The organism is Streptomyces globosus (assembly GCF_003325375.1).
Classification (GTDB): Bacteria; Actinomycetota; Actinomycetes; order Streptomycetales; family Streptomycetaceae; genus Streptomyces; species Streptomyces globosus_A.
In genome coordinates, this window is sequence record NZ_CP030862.1 from 544,194 (window position 1) to 559,100 (window position 14,907).

Genomic DNA, 14,907 nt, shown 5'->3' on the forward strand with positions numbered 1-14,907 from the left:
CGGCGCCCTGACAGGGGCGGCCCCCCGGCCGCACCGGGCGGTCCGGGGAGCCGTCGGGGCGTCAGCTGCAGGGCGGGATCGCGGAGTCGGCCTGGGCGTGGCGGGCGGGGATCCAGCCGCGGCCGTCGGCCAGGCGGTACCAGACCGGGTTGCCCTCGACGTCCTCGCCGTTCGTCTGGCAGATCACCGACGTGTGGGAGTGCGCCTTGAGCGTGCCGGTGGGTTCCTGGTCGCTGCCCGGGCCGCTGTGGATCTTCACCGGCTTCTTGGACGCGATCTTCACCTTGTGGCGCTCGACGTGCGAGCAGTCGTCCTTGCAGGGGCAGGCCACCAGGGTGACCCGGTTGCTCGTCGTGGTCACCGTCGTGCCGTCGGGGCCCCGGCCGGTGGCGGTCGCCGTGTTCTTGATGCGGCCGGCCTTCACGTCGGCCTCGGTCGTCGTGTAGGTGGCGGTGCAGGTCATGGACGCGCCCGGGGCCAGGGTGGTGGCGGGACAGGTGACCGGCGGGGTGCCGGGGCCGTCGTCGGTGAGGTGGATGTCGCTGACCGGTACGGTGCCCGTGTTCGTCACCTCGAAGGTGTAGTGCAGGACCTCGCCGGCCTTCGTGAAGGCGCTCTCCTCGACGTCCTTGCGGATCCGCAGCCTCGGCTCGGCGGACGTGACGGGCACGGTGACCGTGCACCTGCCCGCCGCGGTGCAGGTGCCGCCCTGGGCGGTGGGGGTGACGGTGTTGCGGAGGCTGTGGTCGCCGGCGGTCGGCGAGTCGACCCGGACCTGGTAGGTCACGGTGGCCGTGGCCTGCGCGGGCAGCAGCCCGCTCCAGGCCAGCGTCCGGCCGTCCAGCTCGGCCGTCCCCGTCGACGCGTTCACCGAGCCCGGTACCACGGCGCCGTCGTCGAGGATGCCGGACAGGTCGTCGCTGAAGGCGGCGTTGGCCAGGACCTCGCCGGTGTTGGTCACCGTGACGGTGTAGGTGACGGTGTCGCCCGGGTCCACGGGCCCGGCGGTCGACGCGGTCTTCTCCACCGTGTACGCGGGCTCGGGGCACTGCCCGGCGTCCTGGAGCGCGGTGGCCCCGAAGAAGGGGCTGCCGGTCGCCTCGACGACGGTGACCGGCAGCGGCTCCGCCGACTCCGCCGTCGGCAGGCTGGTGAGCCGGTAGATGTCCCCCGCCGAGCCGAAGGCGTACACGCTGCCGCCGGACAGTGCGCCCCCGAACATCTGGGGGATCGTCCCGATCTGGGTCACGGTGTTGTCGGGATGGATGCGGAACACCGCGGACGGGGCGCTGGTCTGGCCCGCGGGGGAGGCGAAGGCCAGGATGTCGCCGTCGGCCAGGGTCAGGAAGTCGCCCGCGGAGACGAATCCGGCGGGGAACGCGTACGGCGCCGCGCTGCTCGCGCCGGTGGCCGGATCGATGAGGAAGATCCGGCCGGTCCCGAACGAGCCGGCGATCAGCATGCCGTCCGCCCGCGCCGTCAGGCCGTTGACCGCGGACGAGCCCTGCGCGCTCAGGTCCGCGATCGGACCGGTGACCGGGACGCTCGCGGTCTCCGCCCCGGTCACCGGGTCGAGGGTGTAGAGCGTCGTCGATCCCCTGCCGGGGAAGTCGACCCCGTACAGCCTCGTCCCGTCCGCGCTGAAGGCGATGTCGCCGTAGTCGCGGACCGCCGGGGCGGAGGAGAGGACGCCGCCCTCCGTGTCGTACTGGATGAGCCGGCGGGCGGTGCCGCCGGTGTTCGCCCACAGCGGGCTGGGGGGACAGTCCGCGAGCGCCGCCCGTGGACCGGCGGCCGAGGTGCCCGCCACCGCATGCCGCGCCTGGGTCGGCTGGGCGGCGGCGGCCTGAGAGCCCAGCAGCGCTCCGGTGCCCGTCAACCCCAGGACCAGAGCGACGGCCGCGGCCGTCAGCCGGTGCCGCGAGGCACCTCGTGGGAGCAGGGTCATCAGTCCTCCACTTCTCGCTGCGGCGCCGCGTTGGCGCCCGCGCCGGGCCCGCCGTCCGCCGGTGGGCCGGTGGAGATTTACTCACGCCGTAAGCCGCGAAGGGGACATATGACACATAAAAGGATCATCAGCACCCACGTGGAGTACCGGGGCCCCCGTCCCCTACGGGTGGGGGAGGGGGAGGCCGCGCCGTGTCATCCCCTGGGCGTACGCGCAGTTGAGTCCGAGGGGTGACGCCCCGGACCCCGCCCGTTTGGTCCCATGGAGACACCCCACCGGAAGCGACGAAGAGCCCCCGTAGACGAAGAGGCAGGGCAGACATGGCAACGAACGACAAGACCCGCAAGGCCGCCCGGTACGCCGTACCGGTCGCGGTGGCGGGTGTGGCCGCCGCGACCGTGGCGATGGTCCCGGCCTTCGCCAACGCCGGCAGCCCCGAGCTGCCGAAGGTGACGGCCCAGCAGCTGATCGAGAAGATCGCCGCGTCGGACGTGCAGCAGTTCTCCGGCAGCGCGAAGATCACCACGGACCTGGGGCTGCCGTCCTTCGCGAGCGGCCTGCTCGGCGGCGGGGGCGTCGCCGGCGGCTCGGCCGACCCGCAGGAGAAGCTCGCGCAGCTGGCGAACGGCACGCACACGCTGCGCGTCGCGGCCGACGGCCCCGACCGCCAGAAGCTGACGTTCGTCGACGGCAAGGACGAGTACAGCCTGATCCACAACGGCGCCGAGGTCTGGGCCTACGACAGCAAGGCCAACGAGGTCTGGCACGAGAAGGACGCCGGGGCGGCCGGCGGGGACCGCCACAAGACGGCCGACCGGGCCGGCGCCTCCCCGCAGCAGGTGGCCAAGGAGGTGCTGGAGGCCGCCGGCCCGACCACCGAGGTCAGCGTCGGCGAGACCGCGCAGGTCGCCGGCCGCGACGCCTACCAGCTGGTCCTCAAGCCCAAGCACGGCGGCTCGACCCTCTCCTCCGCCAAGATCGCGGTCGACGCGCAGAACGGCGTGCCGCTGCGCGTCCAGGTGCTCTCGGTGGAGGGCGGCAAGCCGATCCTGGACGCCGGCTTCACGAAGGTCGACTTCGCCAGGCCCGCCGCGGACACCTTCGCCTTCACCGCCCCCAAGGGCGCCAAGGTCACCGAGAGCGCGCCCGGCGGCCGCGGGCCGGGCCACGAGAAGGAGTTCAAGGGCCTGGAGGCCTTCCCCGGCCTGGAGGCCGTCACCGGCGGCGCCGGCGCCGCCGGCCCCTCGAAGGTCATAGGCGAGGGCTGGTCGGCGATCGCCCGGATCGACACCGGTGCGGGCCGGGGCCTGAAGGACATCGAGAACGACAAGAACGCGCCGAAGGAGGCCAAGCAGTTCCTGGACTCCCTGGGCGACAAGGTGAAGGGCTCCTTCGGTGAGGGCCGCGTCTTCTCCACCCGGGTGGTCAACGCCCTGATCACCGACGACGGCCGCGTCTACGCCGGCGCCGTCACCAAGGACGCCCTGCTGAAGGCGGCGAACGCCGACAGGTGACCGGCCGCGGCGGCCGTACGGGCCGCGCGGCGCACACCGGGGGTGGGCGGGGACTGTGTCCCCGCCCACCCCCGGCCCGTTCCGGCCCCGCGTACAGCGGGGCCGCTGTACCGTGTCAGGCATGTCGAGACACGTCACCATCCGCCTGGACGAGGAGTTCCACGACCGCCTCAAGGCGCGAGCGGCGGCCATGGGGACGACGGTCACCGCGCTGATCACCGAGGTCACGGAGCGGGAACTCGACGAGGACCGGAGCAACTTCCTCTCCGGGATAGAGGAGTTCGCCGTCCACTGGGGCTACTTCCAGGAGCGGTTCGGCAATTGAAGATCACCATGGAGTGGGCCTGGACCGCTCTGGCCCACCATCTGCCGTCGGATCCCGCCGTGTGGGATCCCTCAGGGGTGGCCGCCGCCGTCGCCCGCCACCGGAACGACCTCGTCCTGGTGCCCGAACAGCCCGCCCCGGACACCGCGTGGCGGGCCGCCGCGTTCCTGCACACCCTCGCGGTGTGCCCGGCGCTCGAATCGCCGATGAACGAGTTCTACGCGGCCGCCGCCACCCGCTCCTACCTGCGCGTCGCCGGGGCGAAGCAGCTGCCCTCGCCCGAGGAGCTCGGCGACCTCGTGGAGGCGGCGAAGCTGGGCCGGGCCGACGTCGGGGCCGTGGCCGAGGAGCTGCGCGCCCTGATCAGGGAACCGCTCGACGCCTCCCCGGGGCTGCGCGGCGGGGAGGCGTAGAGCGCGGAGACACCGTCAGAAGGTGATCTTCCAGCTGTTGACGTAGCCGACGTCCTGGGCGGCGGCGTCCCGGACCCGGAGGTTCCACACGCCGTTGGCCGTCTCGGAGGAGGCGTTGACCGTGTAGGACCCGACGATGTTGTCGGCGCTGCCGCCGCTGCGGTTGTGCAGGTTGTAGACGCTGCCGTCCGGGGCGACCAGGTCGACGACGAGGTCCCCGCGGTAGGTGTGGACGATGTTGACGTCCACCTTGGTGGTGGCCGGCGCGTTGCCCGCGACCCCCGAGACCGTGATCGGCGAGCTCACCGCGGAGCCCGGGTAGTCCGGGATGCTCACGTCGGCGGTGTTCTCGAACGACGGGCCCGGCGGAACCGGGGTGGAGGCGCCCAGGTGCCAGATCGCGTAGGCGATGGCGTCGCTGTTGCGGTCCAGGGCGGTGTCGTTGATGGCCGAGGTGGTGTCGCAGGAGGAGTGGTAGCAGCGGTCGAAGGCCTGGCCGGCGGTGCCGCCCCACTTCTGCGCCTGCGCCGAGGTCTTGGTGCGGCTGGCGCCGGTGAACAGGCCGCCGACGGGGATGCCGACGTTCTTGAAGGAGGCGTGGTCGGAGCGCCCGTCGCCCTCGGTCTCGATCTCCGTCGGGATGCCGATGCCGGAGAAGTAGTTCTTGAAGGTCTGCTCGATCGCCGGGTCGTCGTCGTAGACGAAGTAGCCCGCGTTCGAGGAGCCGATCATGTCGAAGTTCAGGTAGCCGGAGAGCTTCGCGCGCTCGGCGGACGGCAGGTTGTTGACGTAGTACTTCGACCCGACCAGGCCGAGCTCCTCCGCGCCCCACCAGCCGAACCGCAGGTGCTTGGTGGGCTGCAGCTGGGCGCGCGAGACGGCCAGGGCGGCCTCCAGGACGGCCGCGGAGCCGGAGCCGTTGTCGTTGATGCCGGGGCCCGAGCTGACCGAGTCCAGGTGCGCGCCGGCCATCAGCACCGAGGCGGGGTCGCCGCCCGGCCAGTCGGCGATCAGGTTGTAGCCGGTGGTGCCGTTGTACGTGAAGGTCTGCACCGTGGTGGTGAAGCCGGCCGCGTCCAGCTTGCCCTTCACGTAGTCGATCGAGGCCTTGTAGCCGGCCCTGCCGTGGGCGCGGTTGCCGCCGTTGTTGTTGGCGATCGTCTGGAACTGCGACAGGTGGGCCTTGACGTTGGCCAGCGGGATGTCGGGCGGCGTGGGGGCCGCGGCCGCTGCTGCGGGTGAGGCTTGGGCGGCGGGCGCGGTGGCGGCGAACAGGCCGGCGAGCGCGAGCGCGGTCGCGGCGGCAAGACGCCTGGAGACGGACAGGCTCATGTGGGGGCTCCGGGAATTCCGTTGGGGATTGAACGGAACGTGCGGGGATGGCGGTGAGCAGTCGTGCGTCAGTGCGAGCCCGATGTTGAGTGAGGGTATGACCATCCGTCAAGACCGCGATCCGGTCAGGGTCGTTCGGAAAACGGACGATCCCCGTCACGCGGGTGGCGTGACGGGGATCGCGGGGGCCGTGGGGCGCGGGGGGCGCCGTCCTACGCGCGCTCGGGCGCCGGGGCGGCCGGCGCCGCGGCGGCCGCGGAAGCGGAAGGAGCGGGCACCGGGGCGGGCAGGGGGGCGGAATCGGCGGCTGCCGCCCCGGCGGCCGCCAGGCGGGCGCGCGTGGCATGGGCGGTGCGGAGGGCGTCCCAGGTCAGCACGGCGAGTGCGGCCCAGACGAGGGAGAAGCCGATCCAGCGCTCCGTCGGCATGGCCTCGCGGAAGTAGAGGACGCCGAGGGCGAACTGGAAGACAGGCGCGAGGTATTGGAGCAGGCCGAGCGTGGACAGCGGGACGCGGATCGCGGCCGCCCCGAAGAACACCAGCGGCACCGCGGTCACGAGTCCCGTCGAGGCCAGGAGCGCCGAGTGCGCGAGGCCCTCGGAGCCGAAGGCGGCCTGCCCCTGCAGGCCGAGCCAGACGAGGTAGGCGAGGGCGGGCGGGAAGAGCAGGGCGGTCTCGGCGGCCAGCGATTCGACGCCGCCCATGTTGAGCTTCTTCTTGATCAGCCCGTACGCGGCGAAGGAGAAGGCGAGGACCAGCGAGATCCACGGCGGGCGCCCGTATCCGACGGCGAGCACCACCACGGCGGCGAAGCCGATCCCGACGGCCGCCCACTGGGCGCGGCGCAGCCGCTCGCCGAGCAGGAGGACGCCGATGGCGATGGTGACGAGCGGGTTGATGAAGTAGCCGAGGCTGGACTCGACCACCGCGCCGTTGTTGACCGCCCAGATGTACAGGCCCCAGTTCACGGAGATCACCGAGGCGGCGAGCGCGGTCAGGCCGAGCTTGCGGGGCTGCCGCGCGAGCTCGCGTATCCATCCCCAGCGGCGCAGGGCCAGCAGCAGTACGCCGACGACGGCGAGCGACCACACCATGCGGTGGGCCAGGATCTCGACCGCCCCGGCCGGCTTGAGGAGCGGCCAGAACAGGGGCACCAGGCCCCACATCCCGTACGCGCCGAATCCGTAGAGCAGACCCGTGCGCTGCTCGTTCTCCGCCTTCACGAAGGCCTCCCGTCGCATTCCGGCCAACCTCACGACGAACTTAGCGCTGCGGAGCCCGGATGTCATGCCCGTAACGGCGAGATACTCATGACAGATCCGGGGTCTTGTGCGGCCGGCGCCGGGCGGACTCGCAGATTCCGCCCGGCGGCGGGGCGCGCGGGGTGCGGGCGGCGGGTCAGCCCGCCAGGGCGGCGGAGATCGCGGCGGAGATCGGCGTGGTGGGCCGGCCGATCAGCCGGGACAGGTCGCCGCCGGTGTGGGCGAGGCGGCCGCGGGAGATCGCCGCGTCCACGTCGACGAGGAGCGCCGCGAAGCCCTCGGGCACCCCGGCGCCGGTCAGGATCGACAGGTGGGCGTCGGCCGGCACCTCGGTGTACGCGACCTTGCGGCCGGACTGCGCGGCGACCTCGGCCGCGTACTCGGCGAGGCTCCAGGCGGTGTCGCCCGAGAGTTCGTAGACCGTGTTCTCGTGGCCCTCGCCGGTCAGGACGGCTGCCGCTGCGGCGGCGTAGTCGGCGCGCGCCGCGGAGGCGACGCGCCCGTCGCCCGCGCTGCCGACGACGGCGCCGTGCTCCAGGACGCCGGCCAGGTGGCCCGTGTAGTTCTCGTGGTACCAGCCGTTGCGCAGGAAGGTGTAAGGCAGGCCCGAGTCGAGGACGGCCTGCTCGGTGGCCCTGTGCTCCGCCGCCAGCTCGAAGTCGGCCTCGGGGCCGCCGAGGATGCCGGTGTAGGCGAGGAGGGACACGCCGGCGGCCTTCGCCGCGTCGATCACGGCGGTGTGCTGCGCGGTGCGCCGGCCCACCTCGTTGCCGGAGATCAGCAGGACGCGGTCGCCCCGGCGGAAGGCGCCGGCCAGGCTCTCGGGGGAGTCGTAGTCGGCGATGCGGATCTCCACCCCGCGCCCGGCGAGGTCGGCGGCCTTCGCCCCGTCCCGGACGACGGCGGCCACCTCGGCCGCGGGGACACGGGCCAGCAGCTCCTCCACGACAAGGCGGCCGAGGGCTCCGGTGGCTCCGGTGACGACGATGCTCATGGCGGGTGCTCCCTTGCAGTGGGCGCGGGGCCTCTCCCCGGCTCACGCACCACCTTACAGAAAGCGCTAACTTTTTGAAAGTATTCGTGGTGCGGGCCCGTCCTCCTTGCGGTGCGGGCCCGTCATCCCGTCCCGCGGCGACGGCCCGCCGGGGCGGCGCGCACCGCACACGACGAGGCCCGGAGCTCCTGGTGGAGCCCCGGGCCGGGGGATCGGCGCGCCGACAAGTTCAGCCGACGACGGTCCAGGTGTCGTTGCCGGCGAGCAGCGCGGCGAGGTCGCCCCCGCCCTTGGCGGCGGCGGCGGTCTCCAGCTGCTCGGCCATGAGCGTGTCGTACACGGGCCGCTCCACGCTGCGGAAGACGCCGATCGGCGTCTGGTGCAGCGTGTCCGGGTCGGCCAGCCGGGACAGCGCGAAGGCCGTGGTGGGGCTTGCCGCCCGGGCGTCGTGGACCAGGACGCGCGCCTCGTTCTCCGCGGTGACCTCGACGACCTCCAGGTCCCCGGTCGCCGGATCGCGTACGACGCCCTTGCGGCCGCCCGCCCCGAGGCGGATCGGCTGCCCGTGCTCCAGGCGGATCACCGCCTCCTCGGCCCGGTCCCTGTCCTTCAGGGCGTCGAAGGCGCCGTCGTTGAAGATGTTGCAGTTCTGGTAGATCTCCACCAGCGCCGTGCCCGGGTGGTCCGCGGCCGCCCGCAGCACCTCGGTGAGGTGCTTGCGGTCGGAGTCGACGGTGCGCGCCACGAACGACGCCTCCGCGCCCAGCGCCAGCGACACCGGGTTGAAGGGCGCGTCGAGCGAGCCCATCGGCGTCGACTTGGTGATCTTCCCGAGCTCGGAGGTGGGCGAGTACTGCCCCTTGGTCAGCCCGTAGATCCGGTTGTTGAACAGCAGGATCTTGAGGTTGACGTTCCGCCGCAGCGCGTGGATCAGGTGGTTGCCGCCGATGGACAGCGCGTCGCCGTCACCGGTGACGACCCACACCGACAGGTCGCGCCGGGAGGTGGCCAGGCCCGTCGCGATGGCGGGGGCCCGGCCGTGGATGGAGTGCATCCCGTACGTGTTCATGTAGTACGGGAAACGCGAGGAGCAGCCGATGCCGGAGACGAAGACGATGTTCTCCCGCGCCAGCCCGAGCTCCGGCATGAAGCCCTGCACCGCGGCGAGCACGGCGTAGTCGCCGCAGCCGGGGCACCAGCGGACCTCCTGGTCGGACTTGAAGTCCTTCATGGACTGGCGGGCCTCGGCCCTGGGGACCAGAGAGAGCAGGCTCGCCGTGTCGGTCGCCTCAGTCATTGATGGCCTCCTCCAGTACCTTCGCGAGCTGCTCCGCCTTGAACGGCATGCCGTTGACCTGCGTGTACGAGCGGGCATCGACCAGGTAGCGGGCCCGCAGCAGGGTCGCGAGCTGCCCGAGGTTCATCTCCGGCACCACGACCGTGTCGTAGCTCCGCAGCACCTCCCCAAGGTTGCGCGGGAAGGGGTTGAGGTGGCGCAGGTGGGCCTGCGCGACCGGCAGGCCGGCGTGGCGCAGCCGGCGGACGGCGGCCGTGATCGGCCCGTACGTGGAGCCCCAGCCGACGACCAGGGTCCGGGCGCCGTCCGGGTCGTCGACCTCCAGGTCGGGCACCTCGACGCCGTCGACCTTGGCCTGGCGGGTGCGGACCATCAGGTCGTGGTTGGCGGGGTCGTAGGAGATGTTCCCCGTGCCGTCCTGCTTCTCGATGCCGCCGATGCGGTGCTCCAGGCCGGGAGTGCCCGGCACGGCCCACGGGCGGGCCAGCGTCTCGGGGTCCCGCTTGTACGGCCAGAAGACCTCGGTGCCGTCCCGGAGGGTGTGGTTCGGCCCGTCGGCGAAGGCGACCCGCAGGTCGGGCAGCTCCTCCTGGTCGGGGATCCGCCAGGGCTCGGAGCCGTTGGCGAGGTACCCGTCGGACAGCAGGAACACCGGCGTCCGGTACGTCAGCGCGATGCGGGCCGCGTCCAGGGCTGCGGCGAAGCAGTCCGCCGGGGTGCGCGGGGCCACGATCGGCACCGGCGCCTCGCCGTTGCGCCCGTACATGGCCTGGAGCAGGTCCGCCTGCTCCGTCTTGGTGGGCAGGCCCGTGGAGGGGCCGCCGCGCTGGATGTCCACGATCAGCAGCGGCAGCTCCAGGGAGACCGCCAGGCCGATCGTCTCCGACTTCAGCGCCACGCCCGGCCCGGAGGTGGTGGTGACGCCGAGTGCGCCGCCGAAGGCCGCGCCGAGCGCGGCGCCGATGCCGGCGATCTCGTCCTCGGCCTGGAAGGTCCGCACGCCGAAGTTCTTGTGCCGGCTCAGCTCGTGCAGGATGTCCGAGGCCGGGGTGATCGGGTACGAGCCGAGGTAGAGCGGCAGGCCGGCCTGCCGGCTCGCGGCGATCAGCCCGTACGACAGGGCGAGGTTCCCGGAGATGTTGCGGTAGGTGCCGGTCGGGAACGCGCGGGTGGCCGGGGCCACCTCGTAGGAGACCGCGAAGTCCTCGGTCGTCTCGCCGAAGTTCCAGCCCGCGCGGAACGCCGCGACGTTCGCCTCGGCGATGTCCGGCTTCTTGGCGAACTTCTGCCGCAGGAAGTTCTCCGTGCCCTCGGTCGGCCGGTGGTACATCCAGCTCAGCAGGCCCAGCGCGAACATGTTCTTGCTGCGCTCGGCCTCCTTGCGGGAGAGCCCGAAGTCCTTCAGCGCCTCGACCGTGAGGGTCGTCAGCGGCACCGGGTGGATGTTGTACGCGCCCAGGGAGCCGTCCTCCAGCGGCGAGGTGTCGTAGCCGACCTTCGCCATCGGGCGCTTGGTGAATTCGTCGGTATTGATGATGATCTCCGCGCCGCGCGGAACGTCGCCGATGTTCGCCTTCAGCGCGGCCGGATTCATCGCCACCAGCACGTTCGGGGCATCGCCCGGCGTGAGGATGTCGTGGTCCGCGAAATGCAACTGGAACGAGGAGACGCCGGGCAGGGTGCCGGCGGGGGCCCGGATCTCGGCCGGGAAGTTCGGCAGGGTGGAGAGGTCGTTCCCGAAGGCCGCCGTCTCCGAGGTGAACCGGTCGCCGGTGAGCTGCATGCCGTCCCCCGAGTCACCCGCGAAGCGGATGATCACCCGGTCGAGGCGGCGCACTTCCTTCCCGCCGCCGCCCGGACCCGGGGGCGTCCTCTGCTCGCCGACGACTGCCGGCTCGGCGCCGCCGGCCCCGTCGGCCTGCTCGGCTGGGCTACTGACCTGACTGGTCACTGAACTGGACCTCCTTCGAGGCGTGGCGTTGCCGCTCCAAGGCCCACCCTACGACGCCGGGCCTGCCCATATCGGGGACATTCATACTCCGGACCGCCGCACAAGACGGCCTCCGGTCAGAATTCCGCGAGATTCCGCGGCAATCCCGGGGATTCACCCATTCCGATTTTTTCGGCGGCGTTCAGGAAAAGGTGTGAATCCCCGGGAGGCGCCCGGCCCGGAGGGGCGGTCAGGAGCGCAGGTAGGCCAGGACCGCCAGGACGCGCCGGTGGTCGCCCTCGCTGGGCGACAGGCCCAGCTTCATGAAGATGTTGCCGACGTGCTTCTCGACGGCGCCGTCGCTGACCACGAGCTGCTTGGCCACCGCCGAGTTCGTCCGGCCCTCCGCCATCAGCCCCAGCACCTCCCGCTCGCGCGGGGTCAGCCCCGCCAGCACGTCCTGCCGGCGGCTGCGCCCCAGCAGCTGGGCGACGACCTCCGGGTCCAGCGCGGTGCCGCCGCGGGCGACGCGGACCACCGCGTCCAGGAACTCGCGGACGTCGGCCACCCGGTCCTTGAGGAGGTAGCCCACGCCGGTGCTGGATCCGGCCAGGAGCTCGGTGGCGTACTGCTCCTCCACGTACTGCGACAGCACGAGCACCCCGACCCCGGGGTGGCTGCGGCGCAGCCGTACGGCCGCCCGGACGCCCTCGTCCGTGTGCGTCGGGGGCATCCGCACGTCGGCCACGACCACGTCGGGCAGCGCGCCCCCGGCCCCCAGCTCGTCCACCGTCCTGAGCAGGGCTTCCGCGTCCCCGACGCCCGCGACGACGTCGTGCCCCCGGTCGGTCAGCAGCCGCGTCAGCCCCTCCCGCAGCAGCACCGAGTCCTCGGCGATGACCACCCGCACCCTGTCTTCCACGATCCCGCAGCTCCCGCGTCCACTCGTCCGTTGTGCCGACGCGGCCAAGCATTCCAGGCCGGGGGCGCGTACGGGGGCGCACAGGGGGCGCGTTCGGGAGGGGCAGTCAGCGGAGCTGTGGGTTCCGGCAGGTGGGGCGCCGCCCGGTCAGCGGGAGCGCCAGGGCAGCTCGGCGGTGACGGTGGTGGGACCGCCGTCGGGCGAGTCGACGACGAGCACGCCGTCCACCGCGCCCAGCCGCTCGGCGAGCCCCGCCAGCCCCGTACCGCCGGAGCCCGGTCGGGCCCCGCCGCGCCCGTCGTCGGCGACGCGGACCAGCAGCCGCGGCCCCGACTTCCAGACGTCCACGTGGGCGGCGGTGGCGCGCGCGTGGTCGCCGATGTTCCGGAGGAGCTCGCACACGGTGAAGTAGGCGATGCCCTCGACGGCGGGGGCGGGCCGCTCCGGCAGGTCGACGGCGACGGCGACCGGCACCGTGCAGCGTGAGGCGACCGAGGAGAGCGCGGCGTCCAGGCCGCGGTCGGTCAGGACCGCCGGGTGGATGCCGCGCGCCAGGTCCCGCAGCTCCCTCAGGGCGAGCTTCACCTCGCCGTGCGCCTCGTCCACCAGGCGGGCGGCGGCCTGCGGGTCCTCGGCCGCCTGCTCCTTCGCCAGGCCCAGCCCCATCGCCAGCGCCGCGAGCCGGGCCTGCGCCCCGTCGTGCAGGTCCCGCTCGATGCGCCGCAGGTCCGCGGCCGCCGTGTCCACGACCACACCCCGGTCCGACTCCAGCTCCGAGACGCGGTGCGCGAGGGGGGACGGCCCGAGCAGCCCGCGGACGAGCAGCAGGTCCACCGCGGCCAGGCCCCGTACGACCCACGGCGCGGCCGACACCAGCACCAGGCCGGCCAGGAAGGCCAGCGCGACCTCCGCCGGCCCGTCCAGGTGGACGGTGTGTTCGCCGTCCTGGAACAGCTGGAGGCCGGGCTGGTCCGTGAACACCGGGAACACCCAGAACCACAGCGGGTACAGCAGCAGCGACCACGCGGTCGTCCACAGCGTCAGCGCGGTGCAGAACGCGAACACGGCCCAGGGGAACCACACCACCGCGAACACCGCGTGCCGCCAGGCGCTCCCGCTCTTCAGCAGCGCGGCCACCGCGCCGAGCAGCCCGCGCCCCCCGGCGGCCCCCGCTCCCGGACGGCCCGCCGGCAGGGGCTCCGGTTCGGCGACCTCGGCCCCCAGCATGACGCGCGCCCGGGCCCGCTCCAGCCACCCGAACCCGCGGCACACCAGCAGCACCCCGGCCAGCACCGGGATCCCCACGAAGGTCACCAGCAGCCCGGCGGCCAGGCTCAGCCCGGTGATCGCGAGGGAGAAGTAGACGACCGCAAGCGGCAGCGACAGCAGCACGTACGCGAACTCCCGCCACGCCCGCGCCGACACCGGGGCCGACAGCATCGCGCCGAGCCCCCGCCCTGCCCCGCCGGCCCGCCCTGCCCCGCCTTTCCCGCCTGCTCGGCCTGCCCTGCCGGCCACCGCGCCGCCGCCGTCCATGCTCCGTCCGCCTTCCCCTCGGGTCCGCTTGATCCGCCCCTTCACCCTCCCCGCCGGGGCCCGGCCGGTCCATGAGGTGCGTCGGCCTCCCCGGCCGGGGGTTAACCCCACCCCCGCGCGGTCAGCCGCGCGCCCGCCACGGCAGCTCGGCCGTCACGACCGTCCCCCGGCCCGGCGGGGAGTCCACGGCGAACACCCCGTCGACCGCCTCCAGCCGCTCCGCGAGCCCCGCCATGCCGGTGCCCCCGGAGGGCGCCGCCCCGCCCCGCCCGTCGTCGGCGACGCGTATCAGCAGCCGCGGCCCCGACTTCCACACCTCGACGCGGGCGGAGGAGGCCTGCGCGTGCTTGCTGACGTTCTGCAGGAGCTCCGAGACCGTGAAGTAGGCGATGCCCTCGACGGCGGGGGCGGGCCGCTCCGGCAGGTCGACGGCGACGGCGACCGGCACCGTGCAGCGTGAGGCGACCGACGACAGGGCGGCGTCCAGGCCGCGGTCGGTCAGCACCGCCGGGTGGATGCCGCGCGCCAGGTCCCGCAGCTCCTTCAGGGCGAGCTTCACCTCGCCGTGCGCCTCGTCCACCATCGCCGCCGCCGCCCGCGGGTCCTCCTCCAGCTTCTCCTTCGCCAGTCCCAGGCCCATCGCCAGCGCCACCAGCCGGGCCTGCGCCCCGTCGTGCAGGTCCCGCTCGATGCGCCGCAGGTCCGCGGCCGCCGTGTCCACGACCATCCCGCGGTCCGACTCCAGCTCGGCGATCCGCCGCTCCAGCTCGTCCGACGGCGACAGCAGCACCCGCACCAGCACCCGGTCCACGTTCGTCAGCGCACGCGCCACGTACGGCAGCACCGGCCAGAGCACGAACAGGCCCGTCAGCGCTACCGTGAAGGTGAGCACCCCCCAGGGCAGCCGTACCAGCTCGTACAGCACGGCCCGCCAGGCCACCGGGTCCGTCACCGCGGACCACAGCCACGCCAGGAACCCGCCCGCCCGCCGCGGACCCGGCAGCGCGGACGGCTCCTCCACCCGCACACCGAGCAGCAGCCGCGCCCGCGCCCGCTCCAACCGCCCCCCCACCCGGGACACGGCCAGGCCGGCCGCCAGCAGCGGAACACCGACCACCGTCATGGACAGCCCGCCCGCCGTCGCCACCATCGTCAGCGTCCACACGAACCCGACGAGGGAGGCCGGCAGGTTGGCCAGCAGGTGGGCGATCTCCTTCCACGTCACCGCCCCCAGGGCGGGGCGTACGGCAGGCGGTCGGTCGTCGTCGGGAGCGGCAGGGAGTGCGGTCATGCCGCACAGCCTGCCAAGACGCCCGCGGCCGGTGCCATGGGGGAGCCGGGCCGCGGTGAACGGGGGATAACCCCACCCCGCTCGGGGCAGGCCCTAGACTCCCGTCCGTACCAGATCGTCGACAGTGGCCAGGGAGCGAGGAA

12 protein-coding genes are annotated in these 14,907 nt (G+C 73.2%); 3 read left to right on the forward strand and 9 right to left on the reverse strand.

What is annotated here, in order from left to right; genetic code table 11:
- Positions 1-61: 61 nt before the first annotated feature.
- Positions 62-1,948 (reverse strand): DUF7507 domain-containing protein, encoded by a 1,887-nt coding sequence (locus tag C0216_RS02585; RefSeq protein ID WP_114053684.1) that lies wholly within the window; start codon positions 1,946-1,948, stop codon positions 62-64.
- Between the two features lie 320 nt (positions 1,949-2,268).
- Between C0216_RS02585 and C0216_RS02590 the strand changes: the two genes are divergently transcribed.
- From C0216_RS02590 to C0216_RS02600, 3 genes are all read left to right on the forward strand, one after another.
- The gene (locus C0216_RS02590; RefSeq protein ID WP_114053685.1) at positions 2,269-3,462 is read left to right on the forward strand and encodes a LolA family protein; all 1,194 of its coding nucleotides are present in this window, start codon (positions 2,269-2,271) and stop codon (positions 3,460-3,462) included.
- A gap of 121 nt (positions 3,463-3,583) precedes the next feature.
- Positions 3,584-3,787 (forward strand): plasmid partition protein ParG, encoded by a 204-nt coding sequence (locus C0216_RS02595; protein WP_114053686.1) that lies wholly within the window; start codon positions 3,584-3,586, stop codon positions 3,785-3,787.
- Entirely contained in the window at positions 3,784-4,200 is a 417-nt protein-coding gene (locus C0216_RS02600; RefSeq protein WP_246042288.1) for a hypothetical protein, read from the forward strand. The genes C0216_RS02595 and C0216_RS02600 overlap by 4 nt, the downstream gene beginning before the upstream one ends.
- A 15-nt stretch (positions 4,201-4,215) precedes the next feature.
- On the opposite strand, the gene C0216_RS02605 is transcribed toward C0216_RS02600, so the two are convergent.
- The 8 genes from C0216_RS02605 to C0216_RS02640 all read right to left on the reverse strand — a co-directional run bounded on the left by C0216_RS02605 (position 4,216) and on the right by C0216_RS02640 (position 14,764).
- On the reverse strand, positions 4,216-5,532 hold the full coding sequence (locus C0216_RS02605; protein WP_114053687.1) for a M28 family metallopeptidase: 1,317 nt from the start codon (positions 5,530-5,532) through the stop codon (positions 4,216-4,218).
- Positions 5,533-5,744: 212 nt separating this feature from the next.
- Positions 5,745-6,755, reverse strand: coding sequence for an EamA family transporter RarD (gene rarD, locus C0216_RS02610; protein ID WP_114058410.1), 1,011 nt, complete (start codon positions 6,753-6,755; stop codon positions 5,745-5,747).
- Between the two features lie 175 nt (positions 6,756-6,930).
- Positions 6,931-7,788, reverse strand: coding sequence for an SDR family oxidoreductase (locus tag C0216_RS02615; protein WP_114053688.1), 858 nt, complete (start codon positions 7,786-7,788; stop codon positions 6,931-6,933).
- Positions 7,789-8,017: 229 nt separating this feature from the next.
- A complete protein-coding gene (locus C0216_RS02620) occupies positions 8,018-9,085 on the reverse strand; it encodes a 2-oxoacid:ferredoxin oxidoreductase subunit beta (protein ID WP_114053689.1) in 1,068 nt (355 codons plus the stop codon).
- Complete coding sequence (locus tag C0216_RS02625; protein WP_114053690.1) at positions 9,078-11,036, reverse strand: 2-oxoacid:acceptor oxidoreductase subunit alpha; 1,959 nt, start codon at positions 11,034-11,036, stop codon at positions 9,078-9,080. Before C0216_RS02625 ends, C0216_RS02620 begins: the two co-directional genes overlap by 8 nt.
- A 229-nt stretch (positions 11,037-11,265) precedes the next feature.
- Positions 11,266-11,925: a response regulator transcription factor gene (locus tag C0216_RS02630; RefSeq protein WP_281277965.1), complete on the reverse strand. Its 660-nt coding sequence runs from the start codon at positions 11,923-11,925 to the stop codon at positions 11,266-11,268.
- A gap of 159 nt (positions 11,926-12,084) precedes the next feature.
- Positions 12,085-13,473 carry a sensor histidine kinase gene (locus tag C0216_RS02635; protein ID WP_114053692.1) on the reverse strand — a complete coding sequence of 463 codons (1,389 nt, stop codon included), beginning with the start codon at positions 13,471-13,473 and terminating at the stop codon, positions 12,085-12,087.
- 121 nt (positions 13,474-13,594) lie between these two features.
- Entirely contained in the window at positions 13,595-14,764 is a 1,170-nt protein-coding gene (locus C0216_RS02640; protein WP_114053693.1) for a sensor histidine kinase, read from the reverse strand.
- Positions 14,765-14,907: the final 143 nt, after the last annotated feature.